The following is a 19978-nucleotide window of genomic DNA, read 5'->3' as shown; positions in this document are numbered from 1 at the left end:
AGCATTCTGATCAGCGCCTGGCTGCATTGCCCCGGTGGAATCACTTCTACAACTGGCACCGCCAGCACCATGGGATCGGGCTCAAACCACCCATGTCCAGGCTCTCAGCTACAAACAACCTCTTGACACTTCACAACTAGGAGCCGCGCAGGTTCCGCACCATCTCGATATGCGGAATCTCAACCTCATCAAAAACTTCGCCGCGCGGCGTAAAGCCGAGCCGGGCGTAAAAACCTTCGGCGCTTCGCTGCGCGTGCAGCAACACTTCGGTGTCGCCGCGCTGTTCGGCCTGAGCCACCAAGGCCTGAAGCAGCCCGCGCCCCAGGCTGGCGCCGCGCAGCACGCGGTTGACCGCCATGCGGCCAATTTTTGCACTGCCCGGCGCATGTTGCAGCAGCCGGCCGGTGGCAATCGGCTGGCCCAGGCCGTTGTAGGCCACGGCGTGGATGGCGGTGGCGTCGGCCTCGTCCCACTCCATGTCCATCGGAATGCCCTGCTCTTTGATAAACACCGCAGTGCGGATCACGCCGGCGTGCTCGCCCAGCTCTGACCACGCGCCGGTCTTGATCGTGACCATGGCATCGCCCGCCTCAAAGCCGGTCAGGATGTCGCGCAGCGCCTGCGGCACGGGCCGTGAGGTTTGCGTCGCCGGATCGGCAAACACGTAAACCAGCTCACAGCTGATCAGAAGTGCATCGCCGCGGAAGATGGCACCGGTGAACACCATCGAGGAGTTGCCGATGCGCGCGCATTTCATGCCGATATCGATCTGGTCGTCACAACGCGCCGAGCCGTGGTATTCGACCGTGGCCTTCTTCACATACAGGTCGCCACCGAGCTGGTGCATGGCTTCTTCATAGGGCAAGGCCAGTGCGCGCCAGTAGTCGGCCACCGCGGTGTCGAAGTACATCAGGTAATGCGCGTTAAAGACGATTTTCTGCATGTCCACCTCTGCCCAGCGCACGCGCAGACGGTGGAAAAATCGGAAGTCCTGTCGTTTCATATCAGTCTCTTTATTTGGCAAAGGCGTTTCGCAGGGCGTGCGCCGCATGGGCATGGGCTTGCCGGGCTTCGACAATGATGCGGCCCATCTTGATGAATTCGTGTGTCACGCCGCGGTAAATCTCCAGGTCCACCGTCACTCCGGCCGCGCGCAGTTTATCGGCATAGGCCACGCCTTCATCGACCAGAGGGTCGCATTCGGCCAGACCTACCCAGGCGGGGGCCACGCCCTCGACATCGGGCGCGTTGAGCGGCGCAAAACGCCGGTCTTCGCGATCGGCCGGGCTGCGCAGGTACTGGTTGAAGAAAAATTCAATGTGCGCGGCCTCCAGCACAAAGCCCTGGGCAAAACGCCGGTGTGAGGCCGAGTCCTGCTGCGCTGCGCAGCCCGGGTAAATCAGCAGTTGCAGCTCAAGCGGCAAAGCCATGTCCCGGGCCTGGATGGCGCAAGCCGCTGCCAGAGTGCCACCTGCGCTATCGCCGCCAACCGCCAGCCGGGTGCAGTCCAGGCCTTTGTCGTCGGCGTGAAAGGACAGCCAGGCCAGTGCGTCCCAGGCGTCATTGGCGGCGGTCGGGAATTTATGTTCGGGCGCCAGCCGGTAGTCGACCGAAATCACGGCGCAGCCGGCCAGTTGGCTGAGCTGGCGGCACAGGATGTCGTGCGAAGCGATGCTGCCAATCGTAAAACCGCCGCCGTGAAAATACAGCAGCACCGGCAGCGCCTCGTGGGATGGCGCGTACAGGCGCAGTGGCAGCGCATACCCGTCGCGTGCTGCAATGGTGAAGTCTTCTACCCGGGCCAGTAGTGGGGATGGAATCTCCAGAATGCCGGCGCCTGCCTCGTAGGCTGCCCGCGCCTGTAGCGGGCTCAGGGTGTGCATGGCTGGCCGCGCCGCGCGCGCCATGCGCACCAGCACGTCGCGCATGGCCGGGGTCAACAAATCGCTCGGGTCGGCGGGGCGCGTCATGGTATGAAAAAATCCGGTGATGGCGCGCCTATCACCAACGTGACGGCGATCAGGGTTTGCTTGTTTATCAAGGCGCTTCCAGCCATTAAAGTAAGGACACCAGATCGTACAACGCTACAAAGAGACAACACCCCATGGCCTTTATCTATTACGTGACACAAATCCAGTTTGACTACGGTGCAGTCAAGCTGCTCAAACAGGAGTGCGAGCGCGTTGGCATCACCAAACCGCTGATCGTCACCGACGCCGGCGTCAAGGCGGCTGGCGTACTGCAAAAAGCACTGGACGCGCTGCCCGGCATGACGGTGGCGGTGTTTGACCAGACCCCGTCGAACCCGACGGAAGCCGCGGTGCGTGCCGCGGTCACGGTGTACAAGGCCCAGGGCTGCGACGGCCTGATTGCCGTCGGCGGCGGCTCGGCCATCGATTGCGCCAAAGGTGTGGCGATTGCCGCCACGCACGAAGGCCCGCTCAAGACCTACGCCACCATTGAGGGCGGCTCGCTGAAAATCACCGACCGGGCCGTGCCGCTGATTGCCGTGCCCACCACCAGCGGCACCGGCAGCGAGGTGGCACGCGGCGCCATCATCATCCTGGACGATCACCGCAAGGTCGGCTTCCACTCCTGGCACATCGTTCCGAAAGCCGCCATCTGCGACCCCGAATTGACGCTGGGCCTGCCCGCCAAACTGACGGCCGCCACCGGCATGGACGCGATTGCACACTGCATGGAAACCTTCATGGCGCCCGCCTTCAACCCGCCGGCCGACGGCATAGGCCTGGACGGCCTGCAGCGCGGCTGGGCCCACATCGAACGCGCAACGCGCGACGGCAGCGACCGCGAAGCCCGCTTCAACATGATGAGTGCCTCCATGCAGGGCGCGATGGCCTTCCAGAAAGGCCTGGGCTGTGTGCATTCCCTGAGCCACAGCCTGGGCGGCGTCGATCCGCGCCTGCACCACGGCACGCTGAACGCGATGTTTTTGCCGGCGGTGGTCAGCTTCAACGCGAGCGCCGAATCGATTCAAAAGGAAAACCGGCTGAACCGCATGGCGCAGGCCATGGGTTTGGCTTCGGGCAGCGACATACCGGAAGCCATCAAGGACATGAATGCCCGCCTCGGTTTACCGGCGGGACTGGCTGCCATGGGTGTGCAGCGCGATCAGTTTGACCAGATCATCGTGGGCGCGATGGCGGACCATTGCCACAAGACGAATCCGCGGATCGCGACGGCGGGGGAGTATGAGGAGATGCTGGCGTCATCGCTTTGAACGTTGCCTGAACGGCAGGACTGTACTTATCAGAAATTCTTGACCGTTTTCTTGCGCAGCGATTCCGGCAGGTTCAGGGTCGCCGGGTCCCAACCTTCAATTTCCAGGACCCGGGTCAGACATTGCTCCATGAGTTCATGAGATTGCGCGGCTGCGGCCGCAATCGCTTCGTGCACCAGCCGGTCGTTGGCCGTGTCGTTGGCGCAGTTCATCTGGTAGTCGTATAACTCACGCAATTCAAACAGTGCGCGGCATACTTGTGCCGGGCAGGCGCACTGGTAAACCAGGGACTGGTCGATCACTTTGCTGAGTTGCGCGGCGCTGTATTTTTCTTGCATGGTTCAGGTTCCAGTGGAGGTTGGGGTGGTATCGGTGGCGGGGTTCAAGGCGATGCAGTCGATACCGTCATCAAAGCCACGAATGGCGATGCGTCCGATCGGTCGGGTGTTCGGATGGCTGAAGCGGGCCGCGGCGTAGGCTTGTTGGGTTGAGATGAGCTCGCGTGCGTTGGCCATGCTGCAAAGACGGGCAGCCAGATGCACGGTTGCGCCTATCACGTCGTATTGCTGCTTCTGCCCCGCCCGGCTGGAGTCGCCCACCAGGCCGGCCAGGATCAGCCCTCCTGCCACGCCAATCCCGTAGGGAAATATCTGCTGGCATCCATTGCCCGCCAGTTCCACGGCACAACGCAGCGCCAGATAGGATTTTCCCATTCCGCGGAAAACCGCCAGAATGCCATCGCCGGTGAATTTGACGACAGACCCTTCATAGTCGCGCACCAGCCTGGCCTGAATACTCAGGGTCTGGTTGAGCTGCCTGAAGAACTCGCGCGGCGGCAGTTGGGTGATCATCTCGGAGGAGCGGCGAATGTCGGTAAACAGCACCGTACCTTCAAAAAGCTCGACATCGCCGGCAGGATTCCGGTCCATGGCGGACAACGCATCCTCGGGCAACAGGTTTTCCAGTCGCGCAGCCTTGACTTCCATCGCGCGGGTGGCCTGTTTTCCTTGGGCCAGATCACCGAGTGCGGCCCTGAAACGCTGTATCAAAAACGGTTTTTCGAGGATGGCATCGACCGCGCCGGTGTCCCGGCTCCAGTTGCGCAGCCGCTTGATGGCCGGTCCTGCCGAGGCGATGGCCAGAATGGCCGTGTGCGGCGCGATCTGCCTGATCAGCCCACAGGTCTCCAGGCTCTCAGGAAAATCGAAGTGGTAATTGAAAACCACCAGATCCGGCGAGGTGCTGGCCAAGGACTGGGCCAGGCCGGAAACATCGGAGATATGCGCGACCTGGGTAAAACCTTGCGCCCGGATGTCGGCCATCAACAGGGCAGCGGTGACCGGATCGTGGTCCATCACCAGCAGTTGCATCTTGTTTTCGCTAGCCATGGGTTGGGGGTTCAAACTCTCTTGCTGTCTTGGGCGTAAGGGATGTTTCCCGACTTCCCATACCGCGAAGGACCTTAGCACAGGGTCTGAAGCCATGCTTGTTGCACTGGAACTGCCTTTGCTCGGGACATGCGTGTTGCGGTGACTTACAGCTTGTGCACCTGCCCCATGTCCGGCCGCAACAGCCACTCCTGCAACTCGTCCACCAGTTGCGCGCTGGATGTGACAGCGCTGCGCCAGGCCTTCATGCGGCCCGGCACATCGGTGCCGTAGCGCAAAAAGTCGTTGCGGTCGGGCAGCTTGCCGTTGGGCAGCGTTTTGACCCAGGCCGGGTCGGGCGCGAGCAGCACCATGTTGTCCAGAAAGTGGGTGGCGCCGTGGCGCCACTTCAGGCTTTTGTCCAGCCAACCGGGCACCACGGCCTGCTGGAAGTGCGGGTACAGCACCAGCCCTGCGGATTTTGAGTCATTCTGGCCTTCAGCCCTTTCCCCGCCTGCGTGCGCAGCTATCAAATCAGAAGCATAGTTGAGGTGCAAGTGGTAGTCGGTGATGCCGCCGTCCCAGTAGGCACCGCGCGGCGCGCCGGCAATGTCGTGCACCGCCTTGAGCATGAAAGGAATGGAGCAGCTGGCCTGCAGCGCCGGGTTGAAGTTGGCTTCGCTGAGTGCCACCTGCCGGGTGCGGTAGTCGCTGGTGGCAAAGGGCAAAGGCGCGTCCTGGCTGGAAAATACCACCCGCTCCAGCCAGGCGCCCATGGCCTTGCGGTGTACGGTGTTGGTCAGAAAGGCGCCGAAATAACCCAGCGGCGTACGCAGCCTGTGCTCCCGCCCCAGCAGGTGCCGCCCGCGCGAGGTGACGATGTGCAGCCGGTAACGCGGGTGCTGCAACACCTCCTGTACCCGGCCGCCGTAAAAGGTCGCCAGGCTCTGGCCAAACTGCTCGCTGACGCGATGGGCACTGGGCCGCTTCTGGCCGGGCTCGACGGAAAATTGCTGGGCAATGTAGTCGTCTTCGAGGCGCTGGAAAGCCTCTATCGGGTTCGCCAGGCAGGCGGTGGCCATGCGCCAGGCGCCAATCGAGGCACCGACCAGATGCACCGGCTGGTCGGTTGAAGCCAGCCACTCGCCAAAGATGAAGCGGTCCAGCGGCCCCAGCACCAGGCCTTTGGGCCCGCCGGCCGCGCCCGGCACCACCCGCACGTCCTGCGCTTGCAGGCCATGTTCGGCGATGTGCTGGCGTGCTTTGGGGCCGGCGTAAATGCGCAGAGCGTTTATGGACAAGGTCTGGTTGCTATGATTTCAGGAGCTGCTGGCGCCCGCCAGTCAGGGGAAAGATGTGGATTTGACCACGCAAGTTCCGCTCCATCGGGCCTCGGGGAGATTTTTTGCCTATTTCTTCAGTCCCGCCAGCTTGCTGAAGGCCGACTCCATGGCCGTCGAGGTCGCCGGCTGCGGCGCCCGGTTCTGCCCGCCATCATAGTTTCCGCCGCGATTTTGACCCTGGCCCGGCCGCGCACCTTCAAAGCGGTTGTCGCGCGGAGCGTCGCGCCGTGCGGGCGCGGCGTCCAGCTTCATGGTCAGGGCGATGCGTTTGCGCGCCACGTCCACCTCGGTCACGCGAACCTTCACGATGTCGCCGGTTTTCACCACCTCACGCGCGTCGGTGACAAACTTGTTGGACAACTGGCTCACATGCACCAGGCCGTCCTGGTGCACGCCGATGTCGATGAAGGCGCCGAAAGCCGCCACGTTGCTGACCGTGCCTTCCAGCGTCATGCCTTCCTTCAAATCCTTGATGTCTTCCACGCCATCGTTGAAACGCGCCACCTTGAAGTCCGGGCGCGGGTCGCGGCCTGGCTTTTCCAGCTCGGCAAGGATGTCCTTGACGGTGATCACGCCGAACTGCTCGTTGGCAAACAGCTCGGGCTTGAGCGTCTTGAGCATGTCGGCGCGGCCCATCAGTTCGGCCACCGGCTTGCCGGTGTGCGCCATGATTTTTTCGACCACCGGGTAGGTTTCGGGGTGGACGCCGGTCATGTCCAGTGGGTTGCTGCCTTCGGCCTGGCTGCGCAGGCGCAAAAAGCCGGCGCTCTGCTCGAAGGTCTTGGCGCCCAGACCGGTGACCTTGAGCAGATCAGCGCGGCTGGCGAAAGCGCCGTTGGCATCGCGCCAGCGCACCACGGCTTTGGCGACGGTGTTGCTCAAGCCCGAAACCCGCGCCAGCAGCGGCACGCTGGCGGTGTTGAGGTCCACACCCACGCTGTTGACGCAGTCCTCGACGACGGTGTCCAGGCTGCGCATCAGGTCGCTCTGGTTCACATCGTGCTGGTACTGGCCCACACCGATGGACTTGGGGTCGATCTTGACCAGTTCGGCCAGCGGGTCCTGCAGGCGCCGCGCAATACTCGCAGCGCCGCGCAGGCTCACATCGACATCGGGCATTTCCTGGCTGGCGAACTCGCTGGCTGAATAAACCGAGGCGCCGGCCTCGCTGACGACGACCTTTTCAATCACCTGTTCGATCTTCGCCATGCCCTTGATCAGGTCCGCGGCGAGCTTGTCGGTTTCCCGGCTGGCGGTGCCGTTGCCGATGGCGATCAGGTTGACGCCGTGTTTCTCACAGAGTTTGGCCAGGGTGTGCAGCGAACCGTCCCAGTCCTTGCGCGGCTCGTGCGGATAGACCGTCGAGGTTTCGACCAGTTTGCCGGTGGCATCCACCACCGCGACCTTGACGCCGGTGCGTATGCCGGGGTCCAGGCCCATGACCACACGCGGGCCGGCCGGCGCAGCAAGCAGCAGGTCGCGCAGGTTGTCGGCAAACACCTTGATCGCGACTTTTTCGGCCTCTTCACGCAGGCGGCTGAACAGGTCGCGTTCTGTGGACAGGCTCAGTTTGACCTTCCAGGTCCAGCCGACACATTTGCGCAACAGGTCGTCGGCCGCCCTGCCCTTGTGGCTCCAGCCTATGTGAATGGCGATTTTTCCTTCCGCGATGCTCGGCTTGCCGGGCTCGGGGATCTCGGGCAACAGCAGCTTGGCGTCGAGAATCTCCAGTCCACGGCCGCGGAACACCGCCAGCGCGCGGTGCGAAGGCACGCGGCCTATCGGCTCGTCGTAGTCGAAGTAGTCGCGGAATTTGCTGTTGTCGATGTTGTTTTCGTCCTTGCCGGTCACCAGCTTTGACGACAGCAGGCCTTCGGCCCACAGCCACTGGCGCAACATCTGCAGCAGGCCCGCATCTTCCGCCCAGCGTTCGCTGAGGATGTCGCGCACACCGTCGAGCACGGCCTGCACCGTGGTGAAATCGTCGCCACTTTCCATTTTTTTGGCCTTGACGAAGGCCACCGCCGCGTCGGCGGGTACCAGGGAAGGGTTGGTGAACAGTTTGTCGGCCAAAGGCTCAATGCCCGCCTCACGCGCCATCTGGCCCTTGGTGCGGCGTTTCAGCTTGAAGGGCAGGTACAGGTCTTCCAGCTCCTGTTTGGTGGGTGCGGCGGCAATCGCAGCTGCCAGCTCGGGCGTCAGCTTGCCTTGCTCATCAATGTTTTTGAGCACAGCTTCGCGCCGTTCTTCCAGCTCGCGCAGGTAGCCGAGTCGGAATTCCAGTTCACGCAGCTGGATGTCGTCAAGTCCGTCGGTGACTTCCTTGCGGTAACGCGCGATAAACGGGACGGTGGCCCCGCCATCGAGCAGCTCCACGGCGGTTTTGACCTGATGCTCCTGAACCTTGATTTCTGCGGCGATCTGGCGAATGATTTTTTGCATGTGAGTTTGAAATGGCGCTGACGGAAGGTGAGGCAAAGTGGGCGAGTGTGCCACACCCCGCCCGCCCCGACTCAGGCACTTTGCCTACAAAATGACCGGCCACCCGCGGCCATAATGAAACCTTCAATTTCAGGAGCCACCCATGCGTATCCGAACCATTGTGCTGATACTCGCGATTGTGCTGATTGCGGGTTTTGCAGCGCTGAATATGGACGAATTCACCCGCACATCGGTGCTCAGCCTTGGCTATACCACCGTGCAGATCCCGCTGGGGCTGGTCATGCTGGTATTGCTGGCCACACTGCTGCTGGTGTTCCTGGCTACCACCTTGTATATCCAGAGCACCCACCTGCTGGAAATGCGCCAGTCCACGCGCGCGCTGACCGCGCAGCGGGAGCTGGCCGACAAGGCCGAGGCCTCCCGGTTTACCGAACTTCGCCAATACCTTGAAGCCCAGGCCCTGGCCGCCCAGCAGCGTGAAGCCGCGCAGGCCACCGTGCTGGCGGAGCGGCTGGCCCAGAACCAGCAGCTGATCACCAGCAAGATCGAGCAGTCCGGCAACACCCTGGCCGCCTATATTGGCGAGCTGGAAGACCGTCTGGAAAAACGTGATGGCGTGCCGTCAGGCGCGCGGCACACCGACACGCCGCCCTTGCGCTAGGAGTCTGGGCGGCAGAAGGCCAAAAGCCAGTAAGAACAGCGGCGTCTGGCCGACAAACAGGGGTTACTTTTTTTCAAGGACCCCGGCCATGGCTTCATCCGCTTCCAAATTGATAGCTGCTTGCGCTTTGCTGACTTGGGCTACAGCCACATTTGGCATGCAAAGCCAGTGCGCCGCCGCCTCGGGCACGCTGGTCACGCCGGTGCTGGAGCTCTACACCTCTGAGGGATGCAGCTCCTGCCCGCCAGCCGACAAGTGGGCCTCTGCCTTCAAGGGAAAAGACCTGGTGGTACAGGCTTTTCACGTGGGCTACTGGGACTACATCGGCTGGGTGGACCGTTTTGCCGCGCCAGCCCACACCACCCGCCAACGCGAACTGGCAGAAAAGAATCGCCTGCGCAGCATCTACACGCCGCAGGTGGTCGTCAATGGCCGTGACTGGCCGCAGTGGCGCGGCGCCGAATCGCGCATCAGCGGCGCCCGGGAAGCGGCGCACACGCACATTGCGCTCAAGCGGCTGGCAGACGACCAGTTTGAAGCCACCGTCACACCCGGCACCGCTGGCGCTGCGCAGGCCTGGGCTGCGTACTGGACCGTCACCGAACATGGGCACAACTCCAAAGTCAAATCCGGCGAAAACGCGGGCGAATTTCTCAAGCACGATTTTGTGGTGCGCCAGTACACCCAGGCTGGTGAGTACAAAAGCGCAGGCGCTGTGCCCACGCGGCTGGTTTTGCGCAGCATTGCAGCCACACCTGGCCATGAGCGCCAGATCAACCTGGTGGTGTTTGAACCAACCAGCGGCAAGACCCTGCAGGCCTTGAGCCTGCAATGCCAGGGCTGACACAAATGACACCAGGCATGAAAAAAGCCCTGCTGCTGGCGGCATCTCACGCTGCCGTTCTGCTGTTCGGGTTCGGGTTGGGCATCTATCTGTTGCCCATTCTGACGGCGCCGCAAGGCCCGTCCTCGGCAAACGTTCAGGCGATTGCGCAGGCCGCTCCCTACACCGGCACGCTGCGCCGCGATCTGCGGGGCAGCGATCTGCTGCACTGGGGCGAAGGCACGGTGTCGGTGGGTCAACAAAACATCACGCTGGTGGGCAAACTTTCGCCCGGCCCAGACTACAAGCTTTATCTGGTGCCAGAGTTCGTGGAGGACGAGGCACAGTTTCTCAAGCTCAAGTCGCAATCGCTGCGTGTGGGCGAGATCAAGACCTTCAAGAACTTTGTGGTCCCGGTGCCGGCGGGGGTAGACCTGATGCGCTACAACACCGTGCTTGTCTGGTGTGAGACGTTTTCAGAGTTCATCTCGGCGGCCAGATACCGGTAAAAGAGGCTTTGATGGGAAGTTCCCTGCCGAAGGCAAAAACGTTTCAGGGTATAGCCGGTACTGTCGGCCTGTGCGCGACGCTACGCGCAGCGCAACCCAACCCAATCCACCGGAAACCACCATGGCTGCATGGTGGCGCCGGGCGATTTGCTGACTGCCATGGGCCGCAAATGGAGCGGGATCAGACCTTGGGCTGCTCCTGCACACTTCTTCCCACCAGGTAGCCCGCCAGCGTACCCAGCAGCCCGGTTACCGGCGCAATCTGCTGGCTGTCGTAACCGGCGACCACCAGAAACACCGCCAGCACAATGATGGTGAGCATGCCGAACAGGCGCAGGACCAGCCCGGCGGCAATGCCATGGCGCAGCGCCCAGGTGGCCAGCACCATCACCAGAAGACCAAACAGCAAGATGGACGCACTGATCGTCATGGCGTCTGTCACGGACCACCAGGGCACTTTGCCGGGGGGGAGACCGGCAGTGGGTTGCTGGGTGACGGCGGCCCTTGCCGCTGCGAGGCTGGCGGTCTGCGCCTGAAGCTGCTCGGCAATGGTCTGGCTCATTTGGTGCCTCCCTTGCTGGCCAGTTTGACGGCTGTCTCAAGCTCTTCGATGCGTTTGGTCTGCAGCGCCACGGTTTTCTCAAGCTCCTCAATCAACGCGGCTTGCTTGCTGCAGGAGGACCAGGCACCGGGGCTGCCGTGGATGTTGGGCAAATTCGCAACCGCATGGCCTGAATGCATGCCAGGTACCGAATCAACACTGTCAAACTTCTTTTTGGTGAATCCGGAGGGGCCTGTTGCCTGCGCCAGCGCCAGCCCAGGGCTGGCCAGCACGAGCCATACAACTACGCTCCACGGACGAACAAGGCGTTTCATGGACTTCTCCTCGACTGCTGAGTAGTGGGAGGAAAAGAATAGACCCGCTCCATCTGCCGCGCATCCCCCAATTAGGGGATACACGGGTGCCTCAGTTCAAGCCTCGCGCAAGGCCTTCTTCAGATCTTCACCGAGCTCCGGTTTGTGCGCAAACGGACTGGTCGGATTGCGCGCCTGCAGGATGTCTTCCAGCCGTGTCTGTACCGAGCCAATCGCCTTGGGGTGGCTGTAGATGTAGAACTGGTTGGCAGCCACCGCGTCAAACACTTTTTGCGCCACGTCGGCCGCCGTGACCTTGCCCGAGCCAACGGCCTTGTCGCTCATGGCCTGCCCGATCAGCTGGCTGCGTGTCGGTTTGGCGGCTGGCAGATCATCAGGCCGGTTGCGCTGGCTCTGGCTGATGCCGGTGGGCACAAAGAAGGGGCACAGCACGGAGGCGCTGATCTGGTCGGTGACCAGCGACAGGTCCTGATACAGCGTCTCGCTCATGCTGACCACCGCATGTTTGCTGACGTTGTAGATGCCCATGTTGGGCGCATTGAGCAGGCCGGCCATGCTGGCGGTGTTGACGATGTGGCCCTGCCAGGCCGGGTCTTTTTTCGCGGCCTCCAGCATCATGGGCGTGAACACCCGCACGCCGTGGGCCACGCCCATCAGGTTGACGCCGATGACCCATTCCCAGTCTTTGAGCGTGTTCTCCCAGATCAGGCCGCCCGCGCCGACGCCGGCGTTGTTGAAAACAAAATGCGGCGCACCGAAACGCGCCAGCACGGCCGCGCCCAGCGCCTCGACCTCGGCCGCTTTGGAGACATCCAGGCGGAAAGAAAGGACTTGAGCCCCGGTGGCACCGATCTCGGCAGCGGCCTTGTCGAGTGCATCCTGCTGCACGTCGGCCAGCACCAGGTTCATGCCGAGTTTTGCGCCTATGCGCGCGCACTCGAGGCCGAAGCCCGAGCCGGCACCCGTGAGAACCGCCGTTTTGCCTTTGAAATCCGTGATCATCAATAACTCCTTGAATTAAGCGGGACGCAGCATTTCGACATGGGGCTGGCCATCTTCGATATACGGCTCACCCTGTTTTGAAAATCCGTGCTGCTGGTAAAACTTGTCCAGGCGCGCCTGCGCGCCAATCCGTATGGGCTGCGGGCCCCAGCGCTGAAACATGCAGGCCATCGCCTGGCGCATCAGTTCGTGCCCGATCCCCAAGCCGCGCGCCGCCTGCCGGGTGATGACCCGCCCTATGCTGGCCTCGACAAACTTCACACCGGGGGGGAAGCAGCGCGCATAGGCCACCAGCTCGTCGTCGGCAGTGCCCAGAAGATGCACGGCCGCGGGGTCTGCGCCGTCCATGTCCTGGTAGGCACAGTCCTGCTCGATCACGAACACCTCGGTGCGCAGTTGCAGCACCGCATACAGGTCACGCGCAGTCAGTGCGTCAAAGGGCACGGCCCGCCAGTGCAGCCCGCTCATGCCGGGGCAACAGCTTTCAGCGCGTAACCGATGCGCGGAAAATGCACATGCAGTTTGCCGGTCCGCTCGTCGGTGCGGCTCAGGGTGTAATGCGTGCGGGTCGCGGCGATCAGTTCGCCTTCGGTCGGCTCGGGGCCGAAACTTTCGGCGGTGATGCTGACGCGGCTGCCCAGCGCAATGCCGTGCTCGTCCTGAAAGGTACTGTCGGTCAGCAGGCCCTGACCCACCGCCATCGGCTCGGCTTCGGCGGCCACGGCAATCGCTCGCGCGGCGTCAAACTTTTCCATGCTGCCCTGGCCAATCGCGTTCATGCGGTCCATCCAGTCGATGACCGCGGGGGTGTGCGCCAGGATGTCGGCCACCACCGGCGTACGTACCCGGGTGAACCACAACGGGTGGTAGGCCGCAAAGTCGGCGATACAGGGCACCTGGCCGAGGAGGAAAGGCTGCTCGTCAAGCATGTCCGAGAGGCGCCGCAGATAAGACCTGTACGCAGCAGCGGCGTCAGCCGGGCGCAGCCGTGTCATGTTGAAACTCATGGACTTGCGGTCTTCACCGAAGGCTTTGGCGGCTTCGGGTGGCACGCCGGCAAACATCTGGGCCGCGCCTTTGGGCCCCAGGTTGTGCGCCATGGCGGCCCAGAACAAGGTGCTGTCGGCCCATTGCGCAATCGTGCGCGCCAGCCCCTTGCCGGGTTCGGGGTAGATCGAAGGGGTGGGCTGCAGATGCTCCAGCACGTCGGCGATCAATGCGCTGTCGCAATAAATGTCGGCCCCGACCTGCAAAAATGGTGTCTTGCGGTAGCCGCCGGTCAGCGCCAGCACATCGGGCTTGGGCATGATGCTGGGGATGACCACCGACTTCCAGGGCAGCTGTTTGTAGCCCAGGATGAGGCGGATCTTTTCTGAAAAGGGCGATGTCGGGTAGTGGTGAAGAATCAACTCGGCCATGGGTGTCTCCTGAAAGTTCTATTGCGGCATCGCACGGTGAACCAATGCGTCAAAGTCGGTGCCGGCGCCCAGCGTGCCGAAGGCCTGGCCCCAGTTGCCCGCCAGCCGTGAGTCGCAGAAGGCGCTGAACACCGCAGCGGGGGCAGTCTGGTAAAGCAGCGCGGCCTGCACTGCCAGCGCCACGTCTTGCGCCAGCCGCCGCGCTTCGATTTCGGTCGCCATCTCTTCCACGCGGGTTGGCAAGGCGGCTGCCAGCCGGTCCAGCGCGGTATGCGCGCCTTTGGCCGGCGCCAGCTCGTGTGCCAGCGCGGCCGCTGCGTCGGCCTTGCGCAAGGCGCGCAACAGGTCGAGGGCCATGATGTTGCCCGCGCCTTCCCAGATGGAATTGAGCGGCATCTCACGGTAGATGCGCGCCATGATGCCTTCACCGCCCTCTTCCACATACCCATTGCCGCCCAGGCATTCCATGGTTTCCTGTGCAAAGTGGCTGCCGCGTTTGCAGATCCAGAATTTGGCCACTGGCGTCAGCAGGCGCGCCATGGCCTGCTCATGGGAATCCGTGGCGTGGTCAAAGGCCCGCGCCAGGCGGATGGACAGTGCCGTGGCGGCTTCGGATTCGAGCGCCAGATCGGCCAGCACATTGCGCATCAGCGGCTGGTTGATCAGCGGCTTGCCAAAAGCCTGACGCTGGGCGCAGTGGTTCAGCGCGATGGACAGGGCCTGGCGCATCAGGCCGCTGGTGCCCAAGGCGCAGTCGAGGCGGGTCATGGTGCCCATCTCCAGGATTTGCGGTATTCCGCGGCCTTCGTCACCCACCAGCCAAGCGGTGGCGCTTTCAAACTCGACTTCGGAACTGGCGTTGGCCTTGTTGCCGAGCTTGTCCTTCAGGCGCTGGATGCGAATGGCATTGAGCGTGCCGTCGGGCAACACGCGCGGCAGGAAAAAGCAACTGAGCCCGGCCGGCGCCTGCGCGAGCACGAGGAAAGCGTCGCACATGGGGGCCGAGAAAAACCATTTGTGGCCCGTCAGCCGAAAGCGCTGGCCCCAGTGGTCGTTTCCATCAGCTAGGGCCTGTGTGGTGTTGGCACGCACGTCGGAGCCGCCCTGCTTTTCGGTCATGCCCATGCCCATGGTCACGCCGGTTTTTTCGGAAAACAGCTTGAGTGCCGGGTCATAGGCTCGGCTGCCTAGTTTGGGCGCCCAGTCGGCATGAATCGCGGCATTGCCGCGCAGCGCCGGCGTGGCCGCGTAAGTCATGGAGATGGGGCACAGCGTGGATGGCTCCAGCTCGGTGAACAGCATAAAACCCGCTGCCCGAAGCACGTGTGGCGAATCACTGTGCCCGGCCCACGGCGTGCCATGCAGGCCCGCGCTCACGGACAGTTTCATGAGTTCGTGATACCCGGGATGAAACTCGACCTGGTCCACCCGGTGGCCGAATCTGTCGTGGCTGTGCAGCGCCGGCGTGTGGGTGTTGGCCAGCCGCGCATGGGTCTGCATCTCTGCACTGCCCAGCCGCGCGCCCAGCGCCGACAGCTCAGCAGGCGCCAGTGACGGGGCGTTGAACTTCAGGGCATCACGCAGCGGCCGGTTCGTATCGAACAGGTTGTAGTCCACCAGCGGCGCAGGCTGGTTAAAAACTTCGTGCGTCATGAGCATGTCGCCTTAGCGGGAGAAGGTACGGCGTAGCGAGCGGTCATCAGGCGAGGCGGACGGAGCGCAGGATCCGGAACGTACTTCAGGTACGTGAGGATTTCGAGCACCGCCCAACGACGCATGGTGACCGCGCAGTAGCCGCACTAGATGAGCTTCACAAGCTGTTTGCCGAAGTTCCTGCCTTTGAGCAGGCCCAGGAAAGCGTCAGGCGCGGCGGCGATGCCCTGCGCCACCGTCTCGCGCGGCTTGAGCTTGCCGGTGCCCACCAGCGTGCCAAGTTCCTTCAGCGCATCCGGCCAGATTTCCATGTGTTCGCTGACGATGAAACCCTGGATCTTCAGGCGGTTGGTCAGGATCAGTTGCGGATACGTCATCGGCAGCGGCTGGCCGTCGTAGCCGGCGATCATGCCGCAAAGCGCGATGCGGCCAAACGCGTTCATGCGGCTCAGCACCGCGTCGAGAATCATGCCGCCGACGTTTTCAAAATAACCGTCGATACCGTCAGGGCAGGCTTCCTTCAACGCCTTCGACAGCGACGCAGCATCCTTGTGCTGCTTGTAATCAATGCAGACGTCGAAGCCAAGTTCATCGACAGCGTATTTGCACTTGTCCGGACCGCCGGCAATGCCGACAGCGCGGCAGCCGCGTGCCTTGGCCAGGGCGCCGAAGGCACTGCCCACGGCGCCGGTGGCGGCGCTGACCACAACAGTCTGGCCGGCTTTCGGTTCAATGATCTTCACCAGGCCGTACCAGGCCGTCACGCCGGGCATGCCGACCGCGCCCAGGTAGTGCGAGAGCGGCACATGGGTGGTGTCGACCTTGCGCAGCGCGCCGGGCTGGTTTGCGTCCACCACGCTGTATTCCTGCCAGCCGCCCATACCGACGACCTTGTCACCAACGGCGAACTTCGGATTTTTCGACTCGACCACCTCGCCTGCCGTGCCGCCGCCCATCACCTGCCCCAAAGCTTGCGGAACCGCATAACTCTTGGCGTCGTTCATGCGGCCGCGCATGTAGGGGTCCAGGCTCATGAAATGGTGACGCACCAGCACCTGGCCGTCCGCCAGCGCCGGCGTGTCACTGCTGACGAGCTTGAAGTTGCTGGCGACAGCTTCGCCGGTGGGGCGGTTGTCGAGATGAATTTGCTGATTGACTGGCATGATGGTGTCCTGTTCTGCTATGAATGTAATAGCTGCTTGCGCCCGTTGGTAAAGGGCCAGAGCCTGATTTTGTTATATAAAACTGAAAAAGCAGTCTTAATCGGTCGAAATGCCTGAACGAAGCGGGTTGACCTCACGCGCGCCCACCGCGAGTCGTTTGACGTATTTGAAAGTGCCGGTGGCGTGCGCGCAGGCCTTGCCGTCTTCGTCATAGGCGGTACCCTCGGTAAACGCCATGGTGGCGGTGCTGTGCATCAGCCGGCCCTTGCCGCTGAGCTTGCCACGCGCCGGTTGCATGAAGCTGGTTTTCATCTCGATGGTGACCACACCCATCTCCTGGCGTGCGCTGCGTGCCGCCGTCGCCATGACCACATCCAGCAAGGTCATCAGCGCTCCGCCGTGCGTGACAGCAAAGGAGTTGAGATGTTCGGGCTTGGGCAAGTAGTCAATCTGCGAATGCCCGCCTTCAAACAGCACCAGCTCGAAACCGAGGTGATCAACAAAAGGAATCTCAACGCCGAAGTTCATGGCTTGATCAGCCACCTGTTACTGAAGACACACCGCCGTCCACTGCCATCCACTGGGCCGTGATGTGTTTGCCGGCGTCAGATGCGTAGAGCACACACAGGCCTTTGAGGTCTTCATCGTCACCGAGGCGGCGCAGTGGCGCGTGGGCGGCGAGCTTTTCTTCACCCAGGGCCTTCAGGGTTCCGACGGTCATGCGGCTCGGGAAAAAGCCCGGGCAAATCGCGTTGACCGTGATGTTGTACTTGCCCCATTCACAGCCGAGTGCGCGGGTGAAGTTGATGACCGCGCCCTTGGAGGTGTTGTAGGCGACGGTGGTCATCTCGGGCGGGTTGCCGCCCAGGCCGGCAATCGATGCCACGTTGATGATGCGGCCGGAGCGGCGCGCAATCATGCTCTGTTTGGCAATGTGCTGGCTCAGGATGAAGTAGCCGCGGATATTGAGATTCATCACCTTGTCCCAGGCCTCGACCGGGTGGTCTTCAGCCGGTGCGCCCCAGGCAGCGCCGGCGTTGTTGACCAGAATATCAACATGACCGAGGCGCTTGATGGTCTCATCAGCCAGGCCGCGAATATCGGCCTCTTTCGAGCAATCGGCGGCAATCCAGTCCACGGCAATGCCGGCGGCCTTGAGCGTCGCCGCCGACTCTTCGAGGTCTTCGGCCTTGCGCGAGCTCAGCATGATTTTTGCACCCGCTTCGCCCAGCGCCTGCGCCAATTGCAGGCCCAGGCCGCGTGAGCCGCCGGTGACCAGGGCTGTTTTGCCGGTCAAATCAAAAAGTTGCTGGATGGTTCGTGTCATGGTTGTTGCTCCTTGAGTCTGGGGGAATATGCAAGAAGTGTCGCGCAAGGCGGCTTCTGCGGCTGTCGCGCGGTGGACGTCTCAGTCGCCTGCGCTCAAGCGTGATCGGACATATATCAGGCCAAAACCAATGGCTGCCACGATAGCGCCGGCCGCCACCATGGACCAGCCGGTCGCATCGTCGCTGCGCTGCACCGACAGCCCCAGCACCAGCGTGAGCAGCCCGCCGTAGATCAGGACCCAGATCAGCTGCTGTAACCGGGCAATGGACTTGCTCGACGTGGTGCTGCCCGATTCCTTGAAAAACCCCATTTAAAAAGCCTCCTCCGGCAATTCGGCACAAGTCAGGTCGCGGGAAGCGACCACCTTGAGCCATGCGTCGATTTTAGGCAGTTCATAGTGATAAAAGTAGCGTACCGCGCCCAGCTTACCTGCCGTCACAGCGATCGAGTTTGTAGCATCAGCCTGCAAGGCTGCGAGCGCCACGTCCAGCCAGATCCAGGCCAGCACGGTATGGCCGAAGCCTTGCATGTAGGGCACGGCATTGGCCAATGCGTCCAGCGGATTGCCAGTGGCCCAAGCTGCCTTTGTGGTTGCGCCGACCTGCTGCAAGGCCTTGCTCAACGCGTTGGCATAGGCGGCCAGTTCCGGCATCTGGATGGCCCGCTCTACCGTATTGTTGATGCGCGCAGCCAGCAGTTGCAGGCCTTTGCCGCCTTCCATCAGCACCTTGCGGCCCAGCAGATCAGTCGCCTGAATGCCGTGAGTGCCTTCATGGATCATGTTGAGGCGGTTGTCGCGCCAGTACTGCTCGACCGGGAAGTCTCGCGTGTAACCGTAGCCACCGTGGATCTGGATGGCCAGCGAATTGGCCTCCAGGCACCACTCGCTGGGCCAGCTTTTGGCAATTGGCGTGAGTACCTCCAGCAACAGCCGGGCCTCGTCAGCGGTCGCAGCTTCTGCGGTGTGCTGCTCGTCCACCAGGCGCGCGCAGTACAACTCCAGCGCCAGCGCGCCCTCGCAATAACTCTTTTGAGCCAGCAACATGCGTTTGACGTCCGCATGTTCAATGATGCGCACCTGTGGCTGAGCCGCGTCTTTTCCTCCCGGACCCACGGGCCGGCCCTGAGGCCGGTTTTTGGCATAGTCCAGGCTGGCGTAATAACCGGCCATGCCCAGCATGACCGCCGCCGTGCCGACGCCAATCCGCGCCTCATTCATCATGTGGAACATGCAGCGCAGGCCCTCATGCGGCTTGCCGACCAGATAACCCACGGCACCCGCTTTGTCATTGACTGGGTACTTGCCCTCGCCAAAGTTCAGCAGCGTGTTGGTGGTGCCACGCCAGCCGAGCTTGTGGTTCAGGCCGGCCAGCGCCACGTCGTTGCGCACGCCCGTCAGCTGACCATCGCTGCCAACCATTTTCTTTGGCACGATGAACAGCGAGATGCCGCGCGTGCCGGGAATCAGCTTGCCATCCGGCCCCGGGATCTTGGCCAGGACCAAATGGATGATGTTTTCGGTGAGCTCGTGCTCTCCGGCCGAAATCCACATTTTGTTGCCTTTGATGCGGTAACGCGGGCCCAGCGCCTCGGCTTCAAAGTCGTCGCCGTCGGGGACAGCGCGTGTGGTGATATCGCTCAGCGAAGAACCGGCCTCCGGCTCGGACAGACACATGGTGCCGGAAAAGCGCCCGGCAAATTCGTTGCGCGCAAACACCTCTTTTTGCGCTTCGGTGCCGTGCACCAGCAACAGGTTGGCATTGCCCTTGGTCAGCAAACTGGATCCCATGCTGACCGAGGCCATGGCGAAAAAGCAGTTGGCCGCAGCCTCTATGGTGTAGGGCAACTGCATGCCACCTTCGTCATAGTCTTGCGCGGCGCTGAGCATGCCCGATTCGGCGTAGGCACGATTGGCCTCATGTGTGGCCTGCGGCAGGATGACCTTTTCGCCGTCAAAATGCGGCTCCTGGGTATCGACCAGCCGGTTGAAGGGCGCGTATTTTTCACGCGCGATGCGTTCGCAGGTGTCGAACACCGCATCGAAGGTCTCGCGCGAATGGTCGACAAAGCGTTCGCGCTGGGTCAGCGACTCGGCGCCCAGCCATTGATACAGCAGAAAATCCAGGGTGGGCCTAAGGCTCATGGTGCTCT

General features: G+C 62.4%; 21 protein-coding genes and 1 other RNA gene. 4 read left to right on the top strand and 18 right to left on the bottom strand.

What is annotated here, in order from left to right; all coding sequences use genetic code 11:
* Positions 1–136: 136 nt before the first annotated feature.
* Both Q8L50_RS15595 and Q8L50_RS15590 read right to left on the bottom strand, forming a co-directional pair.
* Positions 137–1003, bottom strand: a complete 867-nt coding sequence (locus Q8L50_RS15595; protein WP_305349551.1) for a YbgC/FadM family acyl-CoA thioesterase — start codon at positions 1001–1003, stop codon at positions 137–139.
* Positions 1004–1013: 10 nt separating this feature from the next.
* The gene (locus tag Q8L50_RS15590) at positions 1014–1970 is read right to left on the bottom strand and encodes an alpha/beta hydrolase (RefSeq protein WP_305349550.1); all 957 of its coding nucleotides are present in this window, start codon (positions 1968–1970) and stop codon (positions 1014–1016) included.
* 134 nt (positions 1971–2104) lie between these two features.
* Between Q8L50_RS15590 and Q8L50_RS15585 the strand changes: the two genes are divergently transcribed.
* Positions 2105–3241, top strand: coding sequence for an iron-containing alcohol dehydrogenase (locus Q8L50_RS15585; RefSeq protein ID WP_305349549.1), 1137 nt, complete (start codon positions 2105–2107; stop codon positions 3239–3241).
* Positions 3242–3270: 29 nt separating this feature from the next.
* Here the strand turns inward: Q8L50_RS15585 and Q8L50_RS15580 are convergent, their stop codons facing one another.
* The 4 genes from Q8L50_RS15580 to Q8L50_RS15565 all read right to left on the bottom strand — a co-directional run bounded on the left by Q8L50_RS15580 (position 3271) and on the right by Q8L50_RS15565 (position 8393).
* Complete coding sequence (locus tag Q8L50_RS15580) at positions 3271–3579, bottom strand: hypothetical protein (protein WP_305349548.1); 309 nt, start codon at positions 3577–3579, stop codon at positions 3271–3273.
* Between the two features lie 3 nt (positions 3580–3582).
* Positions 3583–4629, bottom strand: coding sequence for an adenylate/guanylate cyclase domain-containing protein (locus tag Q8L50_RS15575; protein ID WP_305349547.1), 1047 nt, complete (start codon positions 4627–4629; stop codon positions 3583–3585).
* Positions 4630–4775: 146 nt separating this feature from the next.
* Complete coding sequence (locus Q8L50_RS15570; RefSeq protein WP_305349554.1) at positions 4776–5903, bottom strand: phospholipase; 1128 nt, start codon at positions 5901–5903, stop codon at positions 4776–4778.
* A gap of 114 nt (positions 5904–6017) precedes the next feature.
* Positions 6018–8393 carry a Tex family protein gene (locus Q8L50_RS15565; RefSeq protein ID WP_305349546.1) on the bottom strand — a complete coding sequence of 792 codons (2376 nt, stop codon included), beginning with the start codon at positions 8391–8393 and terminating at the stop codon, positions 6018–6020.
* Between the two features lie 142 nt (positions 8394–8535).
* Between Q8L50_RS15565 and Q8L50_RS15560 the strand changes: the two genes are divergently transcribed.
* From Q8L50_RS15560 to Q8L50_RS15550, 3 genes are all read left to right on the top strand, one after another.
* Positions 8536–9054 carry a hypothetical protein gene (locus tag Q8L50_RS15560; protein ID WP_305349545.1) on the top strand — a complete coding sequence of 173 codons (519 nt, stop codon included), beginning with the start codon at positions 8536–8538 and terminating at the stop codon, positions 9052–9054.
* A gap of 88 nt (positions 9055–9142) precedes the next feature.
* A complete protein-coding gene (locus Q8L50_RS15555) occupies positions 9143–9898 on the top strand; it encodes a thioredoxin family protein (protein ID WP_305349544.1) in 756 nt (251 codons plus the stop codon).
* A 17-nt stretch (positions 9899–9915) separates the two neighbouring features.
* Complete coding sequence (locus tag Q8L50_RS15550; RefSeq protein WP_305349543.1) at positions 9916–10386, top strand: DM13 domain-containing protein; 471 nt, start codon at positions 9916–9918, stop codon at positions 10384–10386.
* Between the two features lie 181 nt (positions 10387–10567).
* On the opposite strand, the gene Q8L50_RS15545 is transcribed toward Q8L50_RS15550, so the two are convergent.
* The 12 genes from Q8L50_RS15545 to Q8L50_RS15490 all read right to left on the bottom strand — a co-directional run bounded on the left by Q8L50_RS15545 (position 10568) and on the right by Q8L50_RS15490 (position 19970).
* Positions 10568–10948 (bottom strand): hypothetical protein, encoded by a 381-nt coding sequence (locus tag Q8L50_RS15545; protein ID WP_305349542.1) that lies wholly within the window; start codon positions 10946–10948, stop codon positions 10568–10570.
* On the bottom strand, positions 10945–11262 hold the full coding sequence (locus Q8L50_RS15540) for a hypothetical protein (protein ID WP_305349541.1): 318 nt from the start codon (positions 11260–11262) through the stop codon (positions 10945–10947). The genes Q8L50_RS15545 and Q8L50_RS15540 overlap by 4 nt, the downstream gene beginning before the upstream one ends.
* A 96-nt stretch (positions 11263–11358) precedes the next feature.
* A complete protein-coding gene (locus tag Q8L50_RS15535; RefSeq protein ID WP_305349540.1) occupies positions 11359–12264 on the bottom strand; it encodes an SDR family oxidoreductase in 906 nt (301 codons plus the stop codon).
* A gap of 15 nt (positions 12265–12279) precedes the next feature.
* Positions 12280–12732: a GNAT family N-acetyltransferase gene (locus Q8L50_RS15530; RefSeq protein WP_305349539.1), complete on the bottom strand. Its 453-nt coding sequence runs from the start codon at positions 12730–12732 to the stop codon at positions 12280–12282.
* On the bottom strand, positions 12729–13682 hold the full coding sequence (locus tag Q8L50_RS15525) for a glutathione S-transferase family protein (RefSeq protein WP_305349538.1): 954 nt from the start codon (positions 13680–13682) through the stop codon (positions 12729–12731). Before Q8L50_RS15525 ends, Q8L50_RS15530 begins: the two co-directional genes overlap by 4 nt.
* An 18-nt stretch (positions 13683–13700) precedes the next feature.
* Positions 13701–15341 carry an isovaleryl-CoA dehydrogenase gene (locus tag Q8L50_RS15520; RefSeq protein ID WP_305349537.1) on the bottom strand — a complete coding sequence of 547 codons (1641 nt, stop codon included), beginning with the start codon at positions 15339–15341 and terminating at the stop codon, positions 13701–13703.
* A 14-nt stretch (positions 15342–15355) separates the two neighbouring features.
* Positions 15356–15430, bottom strand: a non-coding RNA gene (locus Q8L50_RS15515) — sX9 sRNA.
* Between the two features lie 51 nt (positions 15431–15481).
* On the bottom strand, positions 15482–16498 hold the full coding sequence (locus Q8L50_RS15510; RefSeq protein ID WP_305349536.1) for an NADP-dependent oxidoreductase: 1017 nt from the start codon (positions 16496–16498) through the stop codon (positions 15482–15484).
* 96 nt (positions 16499–16594) lie between these two features.
* Complete coding sequence (locus tag Q8L50_RS15505) at positions 16595–17026, bottom strand: PaaI family thioesterase (protein ID WP_305349535.1); 432 nt, start codon at positions 17024–17026, stop codon at positions 16595–16597.
* Positions 17027–17033: 7 nt separating this feature from the next.
* Positions 17034–17825 carry an SDR family oxidoreductase gene (locus tag Q8L50_RS15500; protein ID WP_305349534.1) on the bottom strand — a complete coding sequence of 264 codons (792 nt, stop codon included), beginning with the start codon at positions 17823–17825 and terminating at the stop codon, positions 17034–17036.
* A gap of 81 nt (positions 17826–17906) precedes the next feature.
* A complete protein-coding gene (locus Q8L50_RS15495) occupies positions 17907–18137 on the bottom strand; it encodes a hypothetical protein (RefSeq protein ID WP_305349533.1) in 231 nt (76 codons plus the stop codon).
* The gene (locus Q8L50_RS15490; protein ID WP_305349532.1) at positions 18138–19970 is read right to left on the bottom strand and encodes an acyl-CoA dehydrogenase; all 1833 of its coding nucleotides are present in this window, start codon (positions 19968–19970) and stop codon (positions 18138–18140) included.
* Positions 19971–19978: the final 8 nt, after the last annotated feature.

This window comes from Polaromonas sp. (genome assembly GCF_030680935.1).
Classification (GTDB): Bacteria; Pseudomonadota; Gammaproteobacteria; order Burkholderiales; family Burkholderiaceae_C; genus Polaromonas.
This window is presented reverse-complemented; position numbering and strand designations above follow the sequence as displayed.

Bases quoted from the DNA above. Each gene is read 5' to 3' on its own strand.
- Q8L50_RS15595 (WP_305349551.1), bottom strand. From the start codon at position 1,003: ATGAAACGACAGGACTTCCGATTTTTCCACCGTCTGCGCGTGCGCTGG.
- Q8L50_RS15590 (WP_305349550.1), bottom strand. From the start codon at position 1,970: ATGACGCGCCCCGCCGACCCGAGCGATTTGTTGACCCCGGCCATGCGC.
- Q8L50_RS15585 (WP_305349549.1), top strand. From the start codon at position 2,105: ATGGCCTTTATCTATTACGTGACACAAATCCAGTTTGACTACGGTGCA.
- Q8L50_RS15580 (WP_305349548.1), bottom strand. From the start codon at position 3,579: ATGCAAGAAAAATACAGCGCCGCGCAACTCAGCAAAGTGATCGACCAG.
- Q8L50_RS15575 (WP_305349547.1), bottom strand. From the start codon at position 4,629: ATGGCTAGCGAAAACAAGATGCAACTGCTGGTGATGGACCACGATCCG.
- Q8L50_RS15565 (WP_305349546.1), bottom strand. From the start codon at position 8,393: ATGCAAAAAATCATTCGCCAGATCGCCGCAGAAATCAAGGTTCAGGAG.
- Q8L50_RS15560 (WP_305349545.1), top strand. From the start codon at position 8,536: ATGCGTATCCGAACCATTGTGCTGATACTCGCGATTGTGCTGATTGCG.
- Q8L50_RS15555 (WP_305349544.1), top strand. From the start codon at position 9,143: ATGGCTTCATCCGCTTCCAAATTGATAGCTGCTTGCGCTTTGCTGACT.
- Q8L50_RS15550 (WP_305349543.1), top strand. From the start codon at position 9,916: ATGAAAAAAGCCCTGCTGCTGGCGGCATCTCACGCTGCCGTTCTGCTG.
- Q8L50_RS15545 (WP_305349542.1), bottom strand. From the start codon at position 10,948: ATGAGCCAGACCATTGCCGAGCAGCTTCAGGCGCAGACCGCCAGCCTC.
- Q8L50_RS15540 (WP_305349541.1), bottom strand. From the start codon at position 11,262: ATGAAACGCCTTGTTCGTCCGTGGAGCGTAGTTGTATGGCTCGTGCTG.
- Q8L50_RS15535 (WP_305349540.1), bottom strand. From the start codon at position 12,264: ATGATCACGGATTTCAAAGGCAAAACGGCGGTTCTCACGGGTGCCGGC.
- Q8L50_RS15530 (WP_305349539.1), bottom strand. From the start codon at position 12,732: ATGAGCGGGCTGCACTGGCGGGCCGTGCCCTTTGACGCACTGACTGCG.
- Q8L50_RS15525 (WP_305349538.1), bottom strand. From the start codon at position 13,682: ATGGCCGAGTTGATTCTTCACCACTACCCGACATCGCCCTTTTCAGAA.
- Q8L50_RS15520 (WP_305349537.1), bottom strand. From the start codon at position 15,341: ATGCTCATGACGCACGAAGTTTTTAACCAGCCTGCGCCGCTGGTGGAC.
- Q8L50_RS15510 (WP_305349536.1), bottom strand. From the start codon at position 16,498: ATGCCAGTCAATCAGCAAATTCATCTCGACAACCGCCCCACCGGCGAA.
- Q8L50_RS15505 (WP_305349535.1), bottom strand. From the start codon at position 17,026: ATGAACTTCGGCGTTGAGATTCCTTTTGTTGATCACCTCGGTTTCGAG.
- Q8L50_RS15500 (WP_305349534.1), bottom strand. From the start codon at position 17,825: ATGACACGAACCATCCAGCAACTTTTTGATTTGACCGGCAAAACAGCC.
- Q8L50_RS15495 (WP_305349533.1), bottom strand. From the start codon at position 18,137: ATGGGGTTTTTCAAGGAATCGGGCAGCACCACGTCGAGCAAGTCCATT.
- Q8L50_RS15490 (WP_305349532.1), bottom strand. From the start codon at position 19,970: ATGAGCCTTAGGCCCACCCTGGATTTTCTGCTGTATCAATGGCTGGGC.